The 17,366-nt window shown below is 72.1% G+C and carries 15 protein-coding genes; 6 read left to right on the top strand and 9 right to left on the bottom strand.

Annotation, left to right across the window (positions count from 1 at the left end):
• Positions 1 to 88 precede the first annotated feature (88 nt).
• Positions 89 to 2,392: a M64 family metallopeptidase gene (locus tag ACIBF8_RS04035; protein WP_396780876.1), complete on the bottom strand. Its 2,304-nt coding sequence runs from the start codon at positions 2,390 to 2,392 to the stop codon at positions 89 to 91.
• A 139-nt stretch (positions 2,393 to 2,531) separates the two neighbouring features.
• Positions 2,532 to 3,539: a hypothetical protein gene (locus tag ACIBF8_RS04040; RefSeq protein ID WP_396780878.1), complete on the bottom strand. Its 1,008-nt coding sequence runs from the start codon at positions 3,537 to 3,539 to the stop codon at positions 2,532 to 2,534.
• Between the two features lie 148 nt (positions 3,540 to 3,687).
• On the opposite strand from ACIBF8_RS04040, the gene ACIBF8_RS04045 reads away from it, so the two are divergent.
• From ACIBF8_RS04045 to ACIBF8_RS04060, 4 genes are all read left to right on the top strand, one after another.
• On the top strand, positions 3,688 to 4,878 hold the full coding sequence (locus ACIBF8_RS04045; RefSeq protein ID WP_396780880.1) for a hypothetical protein: 1,191 nt from the start codon (positions 3,688 to 3,690) through the stop codon (positions 4,876 to 4,878).
• Positions 4,879 to 4,908: 30 nt separating this feature from the next.
• Entirely contained in the window at positions 4,909 to 5,958 is a 1,050-nt protein-coding gene (locus ACIBF8_RS04050; protein WP_396780882.1) for an NAD(P)H-dependent flavin oxidoreductase, read from the top strand.
• Between the two features lie 67 nt (positions 5,959 to 6,025).
• The gene (locus ACIBF8_RS04055) at positions 6,026 to 7,117 is read left to right on the top strand and encodes an SRPBCC domain-containing protein (protein WP_396780883.1); all 1,092 of its coding nucleotides are present in this window, start codon (positions 6,026 to 6,028) and stop codon (positions 7,115 to 7,117) included.
• Between the two features lie 14 nt (positions 7,118 to 7,131).
• Positions 7,132 to 7,767 (top strand): hypothetical protein, encoded by a 636-nt coding sequence (locus ACIBF8_RS04060; protein WP_396780884.1) that lies wholly within the window; start codon positions 7,132 to 7,134, stop codon positions 7,765 to 7,767.
• Positions 7,768 to 7,814: 47 nt separating this feature from the next.
• Here the strand turns inward: ACIBF8_RS04060 and ACIBF8_RS04065 are convergent, their stop codons facing one another.
• Positions 7,815 to 9,851 carry a glycosyl hydrolase family 28-related protein gene (locus ACIBF8_RS04065; protein ID WP_396780885.1) on the bottom strand — a complete coding sequence of 679 codons (2,037 nt, stop codon included), beginning with the start codon at positions 9,849 to 9,851 and terminating at the stop codon, positions 7,815 to 7,817.
• 219 nt (positions 9,852 to 10,070) lie between these two features.
• On the opposite strand from ACIBF8_RS04065, the gene ACIBF8_RS04070 reads away from it, so the two are divergent.
• A complete protein-coding gene (locus tag ACIBF8_RS04070; RefSeq protein WP_396780886.1) occupies positions 10,071 to 11,165 on the top strand; it encodes an NYN domain-containing protein in 1,095 nt (364 codons plus the stop codon).
• Positions 11,166 to 11,443: 278 nt separating this feature from the next.
• Complete coding sequence (locus ACIBF8_RS04075) at positions 11,444 to 11,665, top strand: hypothetical protein (protein ID WP_030335934.1); 222 nt, start codon at positions 11,444 to 11,446, stop codon at positions 11,663 to 11,665.
• Positions 11,666 to 11,784: 119 nt separating this feature from the next.
• Here the strand turns inward: ACIBF8_RS04075 and ACIBF8_RS04080 are convergent, their stop codons facing one another.
• The 6 genes from ACIBF8_RS04080 to ACIBF8_RS04105 form a co-directional block, all read right to left on the bottom strand.
• Positions 11,785 to 11,994 (bottom strand): DUF397 domain-containing protein, encoded by a 210-nt coding sequence (locus ACIBF8_RS04080; protein ID WP_396780887.1) that lies wholly within the window; start codon positions 11,992 to 11,994, stop codon positions 11,785 to 11,787.
• Positions 11,987 to 12,892, bottom strand: coding sequence for a helix-turn-helix domain-containing protein (locus ACIBF8_RS04085; RefSeq protein ID WP_396780888.1), 906 nt, complete (start codon positions 12,890 to 12,892; stop codon positions 11,987 to 11,989). The genes ACIBF8_RS04080 and ACIBF8_RS04085 overlap by 8 nt, the downstream gene beginning before the upstream one ends.
• A 532-nt stretch (positions 12,893 to 13,424) precedes the next feature.
• A complete protein-coding gene (locus ACIBF8_RS04090) occupies positions 13,425 to 13,952 on the bottom strand; it encodes a DUF1062 domain-containing protein (protein WP_396780889.1) in 528 nt (175 codons plus the stop codon).
• A 260-nt stretch (positions 13,953 to 14,212) separates the two neighbouring features.
• Positions 14,213 to 15,274, bottom strand: a complete 1,062-nt coding sequence (locus tag ACIBF8_RS04095) for a Gfo/Idh/MocA family oxidoreductase (protein WP_396780890.1) — start codon at positions 15,272 to 15,274, stop codon at positions 14,213 to 14,215.
• Between the two features lie 101 nt (positions 15,275 to 15,375).
• The gene (locus ACIBF8_RS04100; protein WP_396780892.1) at positions 15,376 to 16,041 is read right to left on the bottom strand and encodes a response regulator; all 666 of its coding nucleotides are present in this window, start codon (positions 16,039 to 16,041) and stop codon (positions 15,376 to 15,378) included.
• Positions 16,029 to 17,321, bottom strand: coding sequence for a sensor domain-containing protein (locus ACIBF8_RS04105; RefSeq protein ID WP_396780893.1), 1,293 nt, complete (start codon positions 17,319 to 17,321; stop codon positions 16,029 to 16,031). The genes ACIBF8_RS04100 and ACIBF8_RS04105 overlap by 13 nt, the downstream gene beginning before the upstream one ends.
• Between the last annotated feature and the right edge of the window lie 45 nt (positions 17,322 to 17,366).

Consider the following 17,366-nt stretch of genomic DNA (forward strand, 5'->3'; position numbering starts at 1 on the left):
CGGGAAAGTGCTGCCTCCCTCGTGGCGGAAGCAGCACTTTCCCCGTCGTTGCGCGGATCTTGAGACGCCTCGCGTGGAGGACCCGGCGTCACGTCCGGCGGCAGTGGCCTGCGGTCGGATTCCGCACCGTGGTGGGTGCCCCCAGGTCGACCGGGGCGGGGCCGCCCGAGCAGACCAACGCGCCGACCTGGCCGCCGGCGAGGATGGGCGCCGATGCGGTACCGGTCAGCGCCAGCGGCCCGGCCACCCGTGCCCCCACCAGCGTGACGTGGTCGGCGGTGCCGGTCAGCGCCACCGCGCCGCGTACCTCGGTGTTGAGCAACTCGACGGCGCTGGCGCGGGACGCCGCCAGGCTCCCGGCGATGGTGGAGCCCTCGGCGACCAGGGAGGCACCGGGGGCGACGGTGACCGGGCCGGTCACGGTGGCCGTGCGCAGGCAGGTGACGCCGGCGGCGACCGTCAGCGGACCGGCGTGTCGGCCGGTGACCACGGCGGTGCAGGCCGGTGGTGGCGGGATCACCGTGGCCACGAACGCGCGTGCCGCCCCGATGTTGCCGACCGCGTCGATGCCCCGGTACTCGATGGTGTGCCGGCCGTACCCGGGGGACCGCTCGGCGAACGGGGACACCGACAGGCCGCCCGAGCCGAGATTGCCGTAGACCAGACCGTCCACGTCGGTGCCGGTGGCGGTGAACCGGAACGGCGAGCGGGCGTCGGTGGGCCAACCGTAATAGTTGTGCCACCCGTCGCCGTCGAGCCGGAACTCGGAGGTGACCTGCCCGGTGCCGTCATCGGCGCCGGTCAGCCCCATGGTGAACGGGCCGTTGTACACGTACTCCGTGGGTCGGCCGGGCCGGGTCGTGGTGAGCAGCGGCTCGGAGAGCGCGTACGCCACGTCGGGCCGGGTCGCGTCGACCGTCCAGGTGCGGGTCACCGCCGTCCCGGTCCCCGGGTCGCTGACCCGGGCTGTCAGCCGATGGGTGCCCCGAGACAGGCGCAGGGCGCCCAGGTCCACGTCCCGGTCGGTGCCGGTGTCGGCCACCGGTCGGCCGTCGAGCGACCAGCGCACCCGCGGCGCCCGGTCGGTGGGCTGGCTGGTCTGCACGTACACGACGTCGCTTGCGCCAACCGGTCGATCGGTCGCGGTGGAGGCGGTGATCGCGAGCGGCGGTGTCACCGGCGGGGTGCGCACCGAAGTGTCCACGGTCCACGTGCGGGTCTGGGTCAGCGCGGGTGAGGTGCGGACGGCCGGATCGCGGACGAACTCCGTCGGGTCGGTCACCGTGGCGGTCACCGTGTGCCGGCCGGGGGTCAGCCGCAGTGCCCGCAGGTCCAGGTGGCGGGCGTTGCCGGTGCGCGGCACCGCCCGGCCGTCCACCGACCACGTCACGGTCAACGCGTGGCTCACCGGATGCAGGGTGTCCACCCATAGCAGTCGGTCCGCCCCAACCGCCCGATCGGTGGCGGTGCCGCCCTGCACGATGCCGACCCGGCCCGCGATCCGTTCGGTCATCCGCTCCCGGCCGACCTGGTCGAAGTAGAAGCCCAGCGACTTCATCATCGAGTGCCGGCTCGGTCGCCACACACCGCGCTGGAGGTAGAGACCGCCCTCGTAGCGGCCGATCGTCCCGCCCGCCTCGCTCGGCTCACCCAGCCAGCGCCACCACTTGGCCCGGGTGTCCCGCATCTGCTGCTCGGTCAGCACGGTGTGGTGCACCGAGTCCGGTTCCGGCCCGCTGTAGGTGTCGCCGGGCACCCCACGGCCGTAGTAGTCGTACTCGTCCTGCAAGCCACCGAGCGAGTGCCCCAGCTCGTGTGGGCTGATCAGCGCGGAGAGCGCGTTGCCGCCGGAGGCGGTGGCGTTGCTGCCGCCGGCCCCACCGTAGGTGCCGCTGTTGGCCAGCGCGATCAACTGCCGGTTGCCCGGGTTGGTGCCGACGGCCAAATCGGCGTACGCGTTCGCGGCGGAGCCGTCGACGGTGAGCAGGCGTTGCACGCTGGCCGGGTTGCATCCACCCCAGAAGCCCATGCCCAGCGCGGTGTCGCGTTGCGGCGCGGATAGACCCGGGTCGCAGTCCACCCCGGACTCCGCCGAGACGATCTCGACGGCGTAGACGTTGAAGTAGCTGCGGTACGACTTGAACGGCTCGATCGTCCACAGGGTGTTGAGGTGCCGCTCCACGTGTGACCGGAAGGTGGGCAGGTCCGCCTCGGTGTAACCGTCGCCCAGCAGCACCAGGTTGAACCGCGTGCCCGGGTCGCCGGTCACCTGGATCGGCACCACCGTGGCCCTGGCCGCCGGGGCGGCGGCCGGTGTGGCGGCGGCCGGTGTGCCGACCGTCAGTCCTGCCGCGACGAGCGCCGCGACGCACAACCCCGCTCTGATCCGCACCCTGCGCCCCTTCCGTGTGCCGGGCGGCCGGGCGACGCCGGACGCCGGGACCACCGCCGTCCGGGTCTGCCGTGACCGCGGTCACCTCGAACCTACCGGGGTCCGGGCGGACAGATAACCCTCCACGGTCCTCAGTGGATCAGATCGGTCCTGGGCGGTCCGTGGCCCGGCCCGGCGGCGGTCCGCCGACCGGAGCCTCGGGTGTGTCGCGCCGACGGGTCGCGGCGGCGAGCCCCAGCGCCAGCAGCACGCACACCGCGCCGATCAGGAAGAGCAGGGAGGCGGTCGGCTGGCCCAGCCACTCCCAGAACGGGTGCCAGGCCGGGTGCGGCTCGCCGAGGTGGTGCTGCAGCAGGAACGGGACGCTCAGCAGGACCGGCAGCCACCACAGCACCGTGGCCACACCGACCAGGGCGTTCACCACGCCGCGACGCCGGCGCCCCTCGGTGCGTCGGCTGACCCAGCCGAAGACCACCCAGCCGGCCACCGCGCCCAGCAGCGTGCCGACCACCCCGGCGGGGACCACCAGGGGCGGCGGCGCGCGGTGCACCTCGACCGAGAGGTAGGTGGCGTCCACGGCGGTCTGCGAGGAGATCGAGGCGTTCAGGATGGTGTCGCCACGTCGGGCGGTCAGGGCGGTGTCGGTGACCGCCTGCGGGGTGGCGCAGAACTTGTCCGCACAACTGACGCGGTCGGACACCTGCGGGTCGTACACCCGCCAGCCGGCACCGGTCAGGTGCTCCCGGGCCGCCGTGACGATCTGCTCGGCGGGCACCGGTGGCGCGCCGAAGGCGGCGGCGCCGGTGGCGCTCTCCTGATATTCGCCACCGTCGCCGAACAACAGGGTCTTGACGGTCCCCAGTCGCAACGCGTGCCCGTAGACGACGAACAGCGCGGGCGGGGTGTCGATCTCGCCGAGGTCGTGACCGGGGAAGACCTCGGTCAGGATGGCGGTGGCCTCGGCCCGGTCGGGCTGCGGCCGAGACGTCTCCCAGGCGGCCCTGCTGGCCAACGCACCGGTGAAGAGGCCACAGATGAGCGCGGCGAGCGGCACCAGGGCGGCCGCGGCGCCACCGCCCGGGCGGCCGAGGCGGCGCAGCAGCCGCCGTCGGAATCGGTTGGCCAGCGCGGTGCCGCTCACAGACATGGCCACCCTCCCGGATCCAGAATCAGGCGGAGCGACAGTACATCGACCAGGGGCTCGGGCGCGTCCCCGCGATGACCGCCGCTGGTGGCCGGGATCGGCCAGGATGGGGCGGGTGGCCGGGTCGCGGCCGCGGCGAGGAGGGTGGGCGATGCGGGTACGCGGACGGGTGACCTGGAGGCGGTGTGCTCGGGCGGGGGCGGCGCTGACCGCTCTGCTCGCCGGTGCGATACCGCCGGCCGTCCTGCTGGTGCCGGTCGCTGCCACAGCCGGCGCCGCCACAGCCGGCGCTGCCACAGCCGGCGCTGCCACAGCCGGCGCTGCCACAGCCGGCGCTGCCACGGCGGGCGCGGCGGCCGGGACGGTGGTCTGCCAGGTCCGCGACGACCGGCTCCGCGAGATATCCGGCATGGTCGCCACCGACGACGGGTACGTCGTGATCAACGACGGTGCCGACGACGAGGCCCGCCGCCGGATCTTCTTCCTCGACTGGCGCTGCGCGGTGGTGCGGACCGTCTCCTTCCCATCCCAGCCCCGCGACACCGAGGATCTGGCCATCGGCCGGGACGGCACCATCTGGGTCGCCGACATCGGCGACAACGACCGCTCGCGACCGACGGTTGGCGTGTGGCGGCTCGCGCCGGGGGCGAAGCGGCCGGTGCTGCACCGGATGACCTATCCGGACCGTCCGCACGACGCGGAGGCGCTGCTGCTCGACGCGTCGGGTCGGCCGCTGATCGTCACCAAGGGCGGCAGCGGCACCGTCTCCCTGTACGCGCCGAGCGCGGCGCTGCGGCCGGACGCAACCACGCCGCTGACCGCGCTCGGGCAGGTGACCCTGCCGACGACCACGACCAGCAACCCGTTCTCGTTCCTCGGGCGCGGGGTGATCACCGGCGCGGCGAGCGCGCCGGACGGACGGCGGGTGGCGCTGCGCAGCTACGCCGACGCCTTCGAGTACGACGTGCCCGACGGCGACGTGGTCCGCGCGTTGACCACCGGCCGCCCGCGGATCACCCCGTTGCCGGACGAGCCCCAGGGCGAGTCGATCACCTACAGTCGCGACGGCCGGTCGTTGCTCACCGTCTCCGAGTCCGCCGGTCAACCAGCCGGTACCCGCCCGACGATCCTGCGCTATCCGGCCACCGCCAGCACGGCCACCACCGCCGCACCTCCGTCGGAGTCCGTTGGCCCGGCGGCGCCCACGGCGATCGGTCCGGCCGCCGGGAAGGTCGCTGGCGCGGCTGGCCGGACCTGGCCGCTGCTGGCCGGAGCCGGGACGCTGCTGGCGCTGCTCGGGCTGGCCGGTCTGCTGCGGTGGAGGCACACCGCGCGTCGGTGAGCGGACCAGCCCGTGCGGCAGGATGGGGGGATGTCCGTGCTGTCCACGTTGCGCCACCCGATCATCGCCGCCCCGATGGCGGGCGGCCCGTCCACCCCGGCGCTCGTGGCGGCCGTCTGCACCGCCGGTGGGCTGGGCTTCCTCGCCGCCGGGATGATCGACGTGGCCCGACTGGTCGCTGACGTCGCCGAGGTCCGCGCACGCACCGATCGGCCGTTCGGCGTCAACGTCTTCCTGCCCGACCCCGGCGGCGTCGACGAGGCCGCCATCCAGGCGTACGCCGACCGGCTCGCTCCGCAGGCCGCGCAGCGCGGGGTGAGCCTGGGCCAGCCGGTGGGCGGCGATGACGCGTACCCGGAAAAGCTGGCCGCGCTGCTCGCGGACCCGGTCCCGGTGGTGTCCTTCGTGTTCGGCCTGCCCGACCGGGCGGCGGTGGCCGCCCTGCACGAGCGGGGCACCGAGGTGTGGGCCACGGTCACCCGCCCGGACGCCGCGACCGCCGCCGCCGACCTGGGGGTGGACGCGGTGGTGGTGCAGGGCACCGAGGCGGGCGGGCATCGCGGCGGCCTACCGGACGACGACGACTACGCGCTGCTGCCGCTGCTCCGGCTGGCCGCCGCCCGCTGCGACCGGCCACTGGTGGCCGCCGGTGGCATCGCCGACGGCCCCGGGGTGGCCGCCGTGCTGGCCGCCGGCGCCGCCGCCGCGCAACTCGGCACCGCGTTCCTGCGCTGCCCGGAGGCGGGCAGCTCGCCGATGCACCGGGCGGCGGTGGCCAGTGCCGCGCCGACCGCGTTGACCCGATCGTTCACCGGTAAACGGGCACGGGGCGTGGCCAACGATTTCCTGCGCCAGCACGACGCGGTGGCGCCGAGCGGTTACCCCCATCTGCTGCACCTGACGCGCCCACTGCTCGCCGCCGCCCGGCGTGACGGGGACGCGTCGGTCGCCAACCTGTGGGCCGGGCAGGCGCACCCGCTGGCCCGGGATCTACCGGCGGCGCAGGTGGTCGCCGAGGTGAGCGCGGACGCGCGGGCCGCGCTGGCGGCAGTGGTGGAGCGGTCGAACCGCTGGGGCTGAGCAGGACGCAGGCAACCGGCTCGGGCGGGCGGGGCGGGCGGGTTGGCCAACCCGTTAGAGTCTCGCCGTGATCGAGATCGGTGCCCAGGTCGACCTGTCCCACCCGCCCGAGCGGGTCTGGCTCGCACTGACCGATCGGGAGTTGCTCGGCCAGTGGTTCGCCGAGGCCGAGACGGTCGAGGGGGTGCCGGACCGGCTGCTGCTGCACACGGCGGACCTGCCGGGCTTCGAGGCCGACGTCGAGGTCGAGGTGACCGAGCGGCAGGAGCCGCAGCTCCTCGTCCTGGCCTGCGACGAGGCCGGTCGACTCAGCGAGCTGACCTGCACGGTCACCGCGACGAAGCAGGGCTGTCGGCTGGACGTCCGGGAGGTCAGCACGCACGGCGCGTGGTCCGCCGACCAGCACGAGCCACGCGAGCAGCAGCTCCGGCAGGCGCTGACCGTCCGACTGCCGGCCATCCTCGACTGGCTCGCCTTTCAGCAGGTCGACCTGCGTCGTGGCGATGGCGGGCTGACCGCCGAGCTGCCACTGATCGGCCCGCGCGGCAGGGCCGGGGGCAACCCCCGTCGGCGTCGCACGCTGGTCGCGGTGGTCGCCGGGGCCGTGCTGCTGGCCGGGACGGCGGCATGGATAACGCTGCCGCCCGAGTCGAAGCCCGCCGCCGCGCCGGCACCGACGGCCACCCCGTCGCCGACCGTGACGTCGGGCAAGGCCGTCGTCACGTCGACGGCCACCCCGTCGGCGCGCCCGTCGCGTACCACCGCGTCGCCGACCACCCGCCCGAGCCGGACCCCGTCGGCGAACCCCTCGCGTACGCCCGCGTCGGCTCCGCCGTCCCCACCGCCGACGCCCGTGGTGGCCCGCTACGAGACCGACTCCAGCCGACTGTTCGGCTACACGGGCGAGATCGTGGTCGACAACCCAGGGGACGCACCGGTGGGGGACTGGGCCGTGGTCGTGACCCTCGCCGAGGGGACCACCGTCGACGACGTCGACGGCGCGAACTGGCGGCAGGACGAGCGGGCGATCACCTTCACCGGAGGCGTCCTGGCGGCCGGCGGCTCCCGGACGATCAGCTTCGACGTCCGCGACAGCCGGCCGAAGGCCCGCGAACCGGAGAGTTGCACTATCGGCGGCAACCCCTGCGCGGGCCTCTGACTAGGCTGCCCGTCATGGCATTGCTGCACAAGGCGACCCTGCGCCCCACCAAGCTCGAATTGTTGGCGACCTGGCTACCCAGCCGACCCTGGTTCGCCGGGCCGACCGGTGCCGAGGTGGTGAGCCGAGGCGCCTACCGCTTCGACGACCCGGCCGGCGAGGTCGGCATCGAGACGATGCTGATCGGAACCGCCGACGGGCCGGTCCACCACGTCCCGCTCACCTACCGTGCCGCGCCCCTCGACGGCGCGGACGCCTGGCTGGTCGGCACCACCGAGCACTCGGTGCTCGGCCGGCGCTGGGTGTACGACGGCTGCGGCGACCCGGTGTACGCCGCCGCGCTCGCCCACGCGATCCTCAGTGGCAGCGGCCAGGCGGAACAGTACTTCGAGGTCGACGGCCGACGTGAGGTGCGTGAGCCGACGGTGACCGTCGTCGTCGACGGCGCTGTCGACGCTGACCTGCCCGCGGTCGGCACCGTGCGACGGGTGGTCGACGAGGACCACACGATCATCGACACCGACACCGTCAAGCTGGTCGTCGTCCGGCGACCGGGCACCGGGGTCGACGGCTCGGCCGCGGCCACGCTGAAGGGCAGGTGGGACGGTCAGTCGACGACCGTGCCGCTGGCGTACGCCACGCCACTCTGAGCTGGAGGTGCGGTGGGCGGCCCGACCTCCCGGGCCGCCCACCGCCTTCACCACTGCGCCGGTGGCGGGGGCGGCGACACGGGTGGCCGGTCGTCGCAGGTGATGGTGTTGGGCAGCAGCCACGGTGCCAGCCACCCGCCGTCGTTGCCGCCGAGGTCGGTCAGGGTGAACTCCGAACCGGCCGGGGTGAAGTGGAACGATCCGCAGTTGTTGACGCCGACCGCGCCCACGTTGCGGGCGTCCACGTTGGCGAACGAGGCGGACCCGGCCGCGCGGGCGCTGACCACCGAGGTGCCGGTGCCGTCGACCCGGACATCCCGGAAGCGCACGTCGGAGATCGAGTAGAGGTCCTTCACCGGCCAGTCGCTGACCAGCATGATCGCGTTGTACGTGTTGTCCAGGTACGCGTCGCCGGTCACCTCGATGCCCGCGTCGATACTGCGATCCAGCGCGAAGATCCAGATCGCGCCCAGCCCGATGTTCCAGTTCAGCTCGTACGTGCCGGCGCGGGCGGTGGTGTTGTTGGTGAACCGCAGGTGCCCGGTGAACGGTTCCGCGCCGAAGCGGGAACCGGCGTGCAGACCGCTGCCCTCGCGTACCGGATCGGCCACCAGGTTGTGCGAGACGGCGGTGTCGGTGCCGCCGTAGATGGCGATGCCGTTGGCCAGCGTCGGTGACTGCACGGTGTTGTGGTCGAACGTGTTCCGCGCGTTGGCCGTCTTCTCCGACCACATCGCCAGGCCGTCGTCGCCGGTGTTGCGGACGAAGTTGTGCGCCACCAGGGAGTCGGTCACGCCGGTGTGGAAGTTGAGCGCGTCGGCGATCTGGTCGACGATGATGTTGTTGGTGACCCGGACGTTGCGCATCGGGCCGTCGAACCACAGGCCCACCTTGGTGTGGCGCAGGTGGAGCCCGTCGATGGTGGAGTCGCTCATCGCCCCGCCGATCGCGTTGACCTGATCGGTGTCGATGCGCTCCCGCACGTCGCCCTCGATGGCGAAGCCGGAGAGGTGCACGTTGCGGCTTCCGCCGTCGGCGGCGTCCCGACCGTAGAACCCGACGCCGGTGTGCACCGAGCCGTCCGGCGCGGGCGTCGGCAGCGCCACCTCGCGACCCTTGATGATCGTGTACCAGTTGCCGGCGCCCTCGATCGTCACGTCGTCCACGATGATGTGCCGGTTGACCTGGTAGGTGCCCGGCGGGAGGTACACCGTGAGGTGGGCGCGCCGGGCGAAGGCGATGGCCCGGTCCAGTGCGTCGGCGGAGTCCCGCCGGCCGGTCGGGTCGGCGCCGAAGGCGAGTACGTTCGCCGCGAGCAGTCGGACGTGCGGCGGCGCGACCAACTCGGAGTCGAGCAGGTCGATGACGGTCCAGGCGGCGGCGCTACCGGGCGGCGCGGTGAGCCGGACCTTGTCGCCGGCCCGGTAGGTGCGTCCGAGTAGCAGCCGCTGCTCGTCGTAGAAGTGGGTGGGCCGAAACGGCGTGCTGATGCTCGGGTACGGCGTGGTGGCCGCCGGCACGCACTGGCACTCGGTGATCCACCAGTCCGGGTGCAGCAGCCCGGCCTGCGGGTCGTTGGTGAACGGGTACTGGTTGTAGAGCCACGAGAACTGCGACGTGAGCGTCATGGTGCGCAGGTGCTTGCCGTTGACCGCGACCTTCAGCGGCGCGGTGATCCCACCACCCTGGGGCGCATCCGGGATGCTGTACCGCACGGTGATCCCGTTCGCCGCGCTGGGCAGGACGAACTCCACGTACTCCCCGGGGGTGAGCCGGACCGCCCGACGGCCGGAAGCTTCGGCGGGCAGCGTGTAGGCGGACCGGTCGGGACCGATGATCTCGCCGGTGGTGCGGGCGTTCTCCGCCTCCTGCTCGACGAAGTCGACGTCCGCGCCGCGTCCGGCGACCAGCGCCGGGTCGAGGGCGGCCCGGGTGACCACCGGCTGCGCGCCAGCGGACGTGGATGGACTGGCGGCGGCCACGGTGGGCGCGGCGACCAGCACGGCGAGCCCGGCCGCGAGCGCGACGGCGGTGCCGCTGGGCCGGCCGGGGCGTCCCCGCGCCGGCATCAGGCTGCGAAACATCGGTGACCCTCCTGGGTGGGTGGTGGTGGAGGTCCGCCCGGCGCTCCCCCGACGCCCGACATTGATCGTCATGATGCAGCACCAGACATCGCACTGCAAGACACCTATCGAACAACGAAAATAAACGACTATCAGGCCGCAAGAAATGGACGGTCGTCGAGTTGAGGTGTCGCGCGTCGCCCGACCCGACCAGCTCACGCCCGGCGTAGGCTGAGCGGCGTGGATCAAGAAGACCGGATCGCCCTTTTTCTCGACTACGAAAACCTCGCGCTGGGCGCGCGCGACCATCGCGGCGGCGCGGCCTTCGACTTCCGGCCCATCGCCGACGCGCTGGCCGAGCGTGGCCGGGTGGTGGTCCGCCGGGCGTACGCCGACTGGTCCTACTTCGACGAGGACCGCCGGATGCTGACCCGTTCGCACGTCGAGCTGATCGAGATCCCGCAGCGAATGGGCGCGTCCCGCAAGAACGCCGCGGACATCAAGATGGCCGTCGACGCGATCGAGTTGGCGTTCGAACGCGACTACATCTCCACCTTCGTGATCTGTAGCGGCGACAGCGACTTCACCCCGCTGGTGCACAAGCTGCGCGAGCTGAACAAGCGGGTTATCGGCGTCGGGGTCGAGGGGTCCACGTCGGCGCTGCTTCCCCCGGCGTGCGACGAGTTCCTCTACTACGACCGGTTGGAGGGGGTGGACATCCCACCGACCCGTGGCGGTCGCGCGCGTCCCACCACCCGACAGGCCGGCACCGAGCAGCGACCGCCCGAGCTGGAACGGGAACACGAGCCGGAGGCGGACCGCCGGCCGGCGGGGGAGGAGCCCGGCCGGGACGTGGACGCGCTCGCCGTGCAGGTCGCCCAGACGGTGGCCGGCTTGCAGGGCAGCGCCAACGGTGAGGTCACCGCCTCCCGGCTCAAGCGCACCCTGCTGCGCAAGGATCCGACGTTCAGCGAGTCCGACTACGGCTTCCGCACCTTCGGCGAACTGTTGCGCCACCTCGCCGAGCGCAACGTGATCGAGTTGGCCGAGGGCCCCGCGAAGGGCGACCCCGAGGTCTCGCTGCCCGAGCATGGCGACCGCGAGGTGGCGTTCGGCCTGCTCCGCGGCGTCGTGGCGGACCTGGGCAGTGGCGGCAACCCGGTGGCGTTGTCCGGGTTGAAGAACCAGGTGCGCCGGGCTCGGCCCGACTTCAGCGAGAAGAAGCTCGGCTACCGCAGCTTCCTGCAGTTCTGCAAGGCCGCCGCCACCGCCGGCGTGCTCGACTTGCGCTGGAGCCCCGAGGCCGACGACTACCTCCTAACAACCCAACCCTGACCCCGGCCCCCCGGTGTTCCTGTGTTGATCAAGAGGTTTGCGTCATCGGGAGCGCGATTCGTGACGCAAACCTCTTGATCAACAGGGGTCGGGGGTGGGGGTTGCGGGGTGGGGGCAGAGTGGGGGTTCTGATTCGCAAGTCAGGGGCGGGAGAACCGCCCGTTATGGTTTCGAACCGTCAACGGTTGGGCCGAAATGCGCCTGAGTTGTCGCACTTGCCCTGGTCCGGACCTACCTGCGCCGTACCCTCCGCGCGGGAATTGCTATACGGTCGGCGAATGAAGGTGGAGGAGCACTGGTGGAACGGAGACACGACCCCGCGCGGGCGCAGGGACGTGTACATCCGTACTGATGGGCAGGGTTGGGAGGTCCGCGCCCAGATCGGTGGGGCGTCGGGTCGTGAGCGGGTGCAGCAGTGCCCCAGCCGGGCCTCGGCGGCCATCCTCGCCGACGCCTGGCGCGGCACCCACCCATCCTGGCGCGAGCTGAAGCAGCGCTGATCCGGCACCGGGCCGGGTCGGCAACGCTCCCGGGCTCCTCCAGCCCGGCGCGCACGCCGACCGGCCCGGCGCTCGGTACAACGGTCCGCCAAACTATCGGCTGCCACTCGCCAACCTGTTTAGGGTCGGTTTCGGCTCAGCCGATTGGTACGGGCCGCCTCCACGAAGGCGCTCCACTGCTCGGGTACGAAGCGCAGCGCTGGGCCGGACGCGTCCTTGCTGTCCCGAACTCCGATCACGTCGGGCAGGTTGTCGGCGACCTCGACGCAGTTTCCCTGGGCGCTGCTGCGGGTGCTCTTGCGCCAACTGGCACGGGTCAGGTCAGTCATGGTGTTTCTCCTTGATGTTCTGCATGAGCTCGCGGGACTTCGACTCGCTCAGCGCCTCAGACGTGAGCGTCTTCCAGACGGCGGCGTACGCCTTGACCTCTTCGATCCGGTCCAGATAAAGGGCACCGGACAAACCTTCGCTGTAGACCGTTGTCGGCTCTGCGGACCTCGCACCGCTGGTCGGGAAATCGAGGATGACGAAGCTGCCAGCCACCGCTGCCTGACTCAGTCTGCTGCCGAGTGGCAGAAGCCTGATGGACACGTTGGGTGTGTCGCCGGCCTCGATGAGTCGAGTTATCTGGTCGGCCATGCCGGGAACGGTTCGGTGTAGTAGTGCCTCCTCCAGAATCACGTCCACTGTGGGGGCGGCCGGTCTCTTCCTAGTCAAGATCCGCTGACGCTCGATCCGTAGCTCGACCAGCTTGGCCACCTCCTCGTCGGAATTCTCGGGCCGACTCCGTCCTACCTCAGCCGCGTACTGCGGCGTCTGCAACAGGCCGGGAACAAGGGCATGTTCATAGGTCCGTATCCGGCTGGCCGCCGATTCCAGTCCCACGTACAGCTCGAACCACCTCGGGATGATCTCGCCGTAGGCGTGGTACCAACCCTTGCTCTTGGACTCCCGAGCAAGGCTCACAAGGACTTCGGTCATGTCGGAGGCGACCCCATAGAGGCGGCACATCTGGTCCACGTCCAACGCTCGTACGGGGGTCTGCCCGGACTCGATCCGGTACATCTTGGCGCGCGACCACTCAAGGTCGGACGCGGCGGCCTCCAAGCCGATCCCCGCCTGCTCCCTGGTCTGCCGCAACAGCCGACCGAGCTGCCGCCTGTGGAGCAGTATCGGCCCGAGCCGCCGTTCCTTGTGATCATGGCTGGCTACGTGATCGACCTCCATCACCGCGACGTCTGCAGCCGATGTCAGCCGGACGGGACTTGTCCCAGGCTGACCGAGGCGGCCAAGCGCTTGGCGACCTGGCGGGAACGCCGCAGGTGAGGCTCCGGGCGGCCGACCTCCTCCTGGTCGACCGGTCCGCGAGCCCACAGTTCGGGGTGCCCATCAGGTTCCGGTTGATCCGAATCCTGCCGTTTGTCACCTACGACGGTTGGGCGTGGCTCGACGGGTACCAGGTGGACAGCCGCGGGCTGGCCATCGTCCGCCGGGAGATATTCGTGCAGCCGGCAAAACTCCGTAAGCTCGCCAACGCGCCTCCGCCGACCGGCTGCCCCGGGTTTGCTAGGTCAAGTGATGAGAAATAGGTCCTGGTAGGCCGATCCAGCTATTTTTCATCACTTGATCAAGGGATAGCGGCAGATCCGTGTCTCCGCCCTCAGGTCGGGTAGTCGGAGGTCTGCCGGTCGCGCCCCATGGAGGTCGCCCATGTCGCAGGGGGCCCGCCCGGCGTCCTGCCGGACGGGCCCGGGGCGGGTCAGCGCTTGAGCGTGAAGGTGAAGTCGCCGGAGAGCTTGCCGCTCAACCGGATCGCCGAGACGACCTTCCCCTCCGTGATCAGTCGATCGACCTCGCCCCGCGACAGACCGCAACCGTCAGCGATCAGTCGTACCGGCCGGACCGGAATCCGCGCCGCGAAGCGGACCGCCACGTCGATCACGTCGCGGTCCAGGTGGTCCGACCCGCCGGTGTCGAGGCGCCAGGCGTCGGTCCAGTCGAGGTCGAATCGATTACGGCGCTGCACGGCCGGATCCTGCAGCAACTCAGCGGTCAGGCCAGGGTGATTGTTATGCAGCCGGTCCAGCAACTCGGGTCGGACGGAGCGCACCGTCACCCGCTCCAGGACGGTGAGCTTCGCCGTCTCCCCGCACGCCGTGCAGAGCGCGAGAAGCCAGACGTCGAGGAGCTTGTGGTTGGCGTTGACCCGGAACTTACCGCTCGCCCGAAGGCGTTCGGACGCGCAGGCGTGGCAACGGCGGTTGACGATGGGCAGGCAGGTGGGCACGACGGCCCAATGTATGAGCACAGAAGTACGCCGGTTTCAGTGAGAAGTCCGCAGCAAAAAGGAGCGCGGCGCACATGCGCGACGCGCGACACATCAGCTCTGGGGAGGTCTCACAGGGTGTACAACGGCCCGTCCTTGCCTAGACGACCAGGTTGCGCAGCACGATAACGGCGCACTGTGGCGCCGTTCCACCGGTTTTCGCGCGCACCTCGGCAGCCCGGTTGCAGGACGGGCCGACCGGGCTGGGTGTCCGGCCGCGGTCAGGCGGTCGGGACCGGCAGCACCACGCCCTCGGCCGCCGACCGGTGCGCCAGCTCGATCAGCTCGACCGTGTCGACTGAGTCCCGTGGGTCCACCGGCAGCGGTGCGCCGTCGCGCAGCGCCGCCGCCACCTGGGCGTAGAAGCTCTGGTACGCGCCGGGCTCGGTCGGCACCGGCCGCAGGTCACCGTCGACGCCGAGCAGGCCGTAGCGGTCCGGCGGGACCTCGCCCCAGCCCGGCTGGCCCGGTCGGCCGCCGTCGTGCAGCGCCGCCTCCTGCACGTCGAGGCCGTAGCTGGTGTAGCCGGCCCGGTCGCCCAGCACCCGCAGGCGCGGCCCCAACTGGGCGGTCACCGCGCCCATCCACAGGTGTGAGCGCACCCCGTTGGCGTGGGTCAGCGCCACGAAGGCGTCGTCGTCGACGGCCGCGCCCGCACGGCGACGGTCCACCTCCGCGTAGACGCGGTCGACCCGGCCGAACAGCTGCACCGCCTGGTCGACGAGGTGGGCGCCGAGGTCGAAGAGCGCACCGCCGGCCTCCTCCGGACCGGCCAGCTCCCGCCAGCCCGGCTTGATCGTCGGACGGAACCGCTCGAACCGGGACTCGAAGCGCAACACCTGCCCCAACTCGCCCTGCTCGACCAGGCGGCGCACGGTCAGGAAGTCGCCATCCCAGCGCCGGTTCTGGAAGACCGTCAGCGGCACCCCACGCTCGGTCGCCTCGTCGACCAGCGCGCGGCCTTCCGCGGCGGTCGGAGAGAGCGGCTTGTCGACGACGACCGGCAGGCCGGCGGCGAGCGCCGCGCGCGCCATCGGCACGTGCTGCCGGTTCGGCGTCGCCACCACGACCAGGTCCAGCGCGTCCGGCGTACGCCACAGCTCGTCGGCGTCGTCGACCAGGCGGGCGTCCGGGAAGTGCTGTCGCGCCTGCTCGCGCCGCTGCGGGTCGCGGGTCACGATGGCGTCGAGCCGCAGCCCGGGGGTCGCGGCGATCAGCGGTGCGTGGAACACCCGGCCCGCCAACCCGTACCCCAGCAGACCAACCCGCAGCGCCTCCGCCATGCCGTGCCCCCGTCTCCCTGGTCCGCGCCCTGCGTGGCGCCGGTACCGCTGAAGAGAATCTACGCCCGGGGCGGCCGGGCCCGATTTCGGCCCGGCGCTGGTCAGCTCACCGGATCCGCCCGCAGGTAGGTGAGGACCGCGAGCACCCGGCGGTTGGTGTCGTCGCTGGGGGGCAGGTCGAGCTTCAGCAGGATGTTGCCGACGTGCTTGCCGACCGCCGCCTCGCTGACGTGCAGTCGGCCGGCGATCGAGGCGTTGGACCGTCCCTCGGCGAGCAGTGCCAGCACCTCGCGTTCCCGGGAGGACAGCGCGGCGAGCGGGTCGCGTGGGCGGTGCAGAAGTTGCCGGACCACGTCCGGGTCGATGGCGGTGCCGCCGGCGGTGACCCGGCGCAGCGTGTCGACGAACTCGGTGACCTCGGCGACCCGGTCCTTGAGCAGGTAACCCACCCGTTGACCGTCGCCGCTGTCCAGCAGCGCCGCCGCGTACCCGGTCTGCACGTACTGGCTGAGCACCACGACCGGGAGGTGCGGTCGCTCGGCGCGTAGCGCGACGGCCGCGCGTAGCCCGTCGTCGCGGCGACCCGGCGGCATCCGGATGTCCGTCAGCACCAGGTCCGGTTGGTGGTCGCGGGCCGCCGTCAGCAGCTCGGGGGCGGACCCGACGGCCGCGCACACCGCGAAGTCGAAGCGGGTCAGCAACGCGACCAGACCCTCGCGCAGCAACACCTCGTCCTCGGCGAGCACCACCCGGGTCACCGACGACATGGCAGCTCCACCCGGACCAGGGTAGGCCCGCCAGGTGGACTGGACAGCAGCAGCCGGCCGTCCACGGCGGCGACCCGGTCGGCGAGGCCGGTCAGGCCGGTGCCCCGGGCCGGGTCGGCGCCGCCGTGGCCGTCGTCGGACACCTCCACGACGAGGTCACCGCCGGCCCAGGCGAGGCGTACGTCGGCGCGGGTCGCCTGGGCGTGCCGGGCGACGTTGCCCAGCGCCTCGGACACCACGAAGTACGCGGTGGTCTCCACGATCTCCGGCAACTCGCCGTGCAGGTCGGCGTGCACGCTGACCGGGATGGTGGCGGCGTCGGCCAGTTCGCGTACGGCGCCGGCCAGGCCCAGATCGGTGAGGCTCTGCGGACGGATGCCGTGCACCAACTGCCGCAGCATCACCATCAGGCCCCGGGCCTGGTCGTGGGCCACGGCGAGGGGGCGGGAGGCGGGGGAGTCCTCGGGTACGTCCAGCCGGGCCAGCCCCAGCTGGAGGGTGAGGCTGGTGAGCCGGGGTTGTGCCCCGTCGTGCAGGTCGCGCTCGATGCGGCGGCGTTCGGCCTCGTACGCGCCGACCAGTCGGGTGCGGGAGCGGGTGACCTCGCGCAGCGCCGCCGCGTCCACCGGGTGGGCCAGCAACCAGCGGGCCACGGCCGCCTGGACGGCGGCGAGCAGACCGGCGGCGTAGCAGAGCACCGGGATCAGCAGCACTCCCACGATCGCGTACGGAATGGCTTCGTCGGTGCTGTCGATCGGCTGCCAGAGCACGATCGGTTCGTTGGCGTCGCCGGCCAGCCAGGGGCTGGAGATCATCCCGAGGTCGAGCAGCACCAGGACCAGGAACACCCAGTAGGCGACCGGCGTGAACCCGCCCAGCCAGAACAGGTACGCCACCTCCCGCCAGGTCGCCGTGCTGCGATACCGGGCGGCCAGGCCCGGCCACGGCGACGAGGGCAGCGGACGGTTGTCGACGAGCCGGACCCGCCACCGCTCGACGGCGGCCACCGCGAAGCTCAGGATCGGGGCCAACGCCAGCAGGACGATGCTGCCGGTAATCAGGAACAGCATCAGCGCGATGCTCGGCGGTCGGTCGTGCATCCGCAGCGCGTTGACGGCGGGCAGCAGGGGTCCGCCGATGACGAGCAGCCCGACACCGAGCACGCCGGCGATCGGGACGGTGGTCACCAGGTAGGCCAGCGCCCGCCAGGGCCACGCGGAGAGCAGCCAGCGGCGGCGGCGCAGCGCCTCGGCCAGGTGCGAAGGGTGTTCCGTGGTCATGCAGCAGACGCTAATCGGGAGCGACCGGGTGCCCCAGCCGCCCAG

It is taken from the genome of Micromonospora sp. NPDC050276 (genome assembly GCF_044459545.1).
Classification (GTDB): Bacteria; Actinomycetota; Actinomycetes; order Mycobacteriales; family Micromonosporaceae; genus Micromonospora.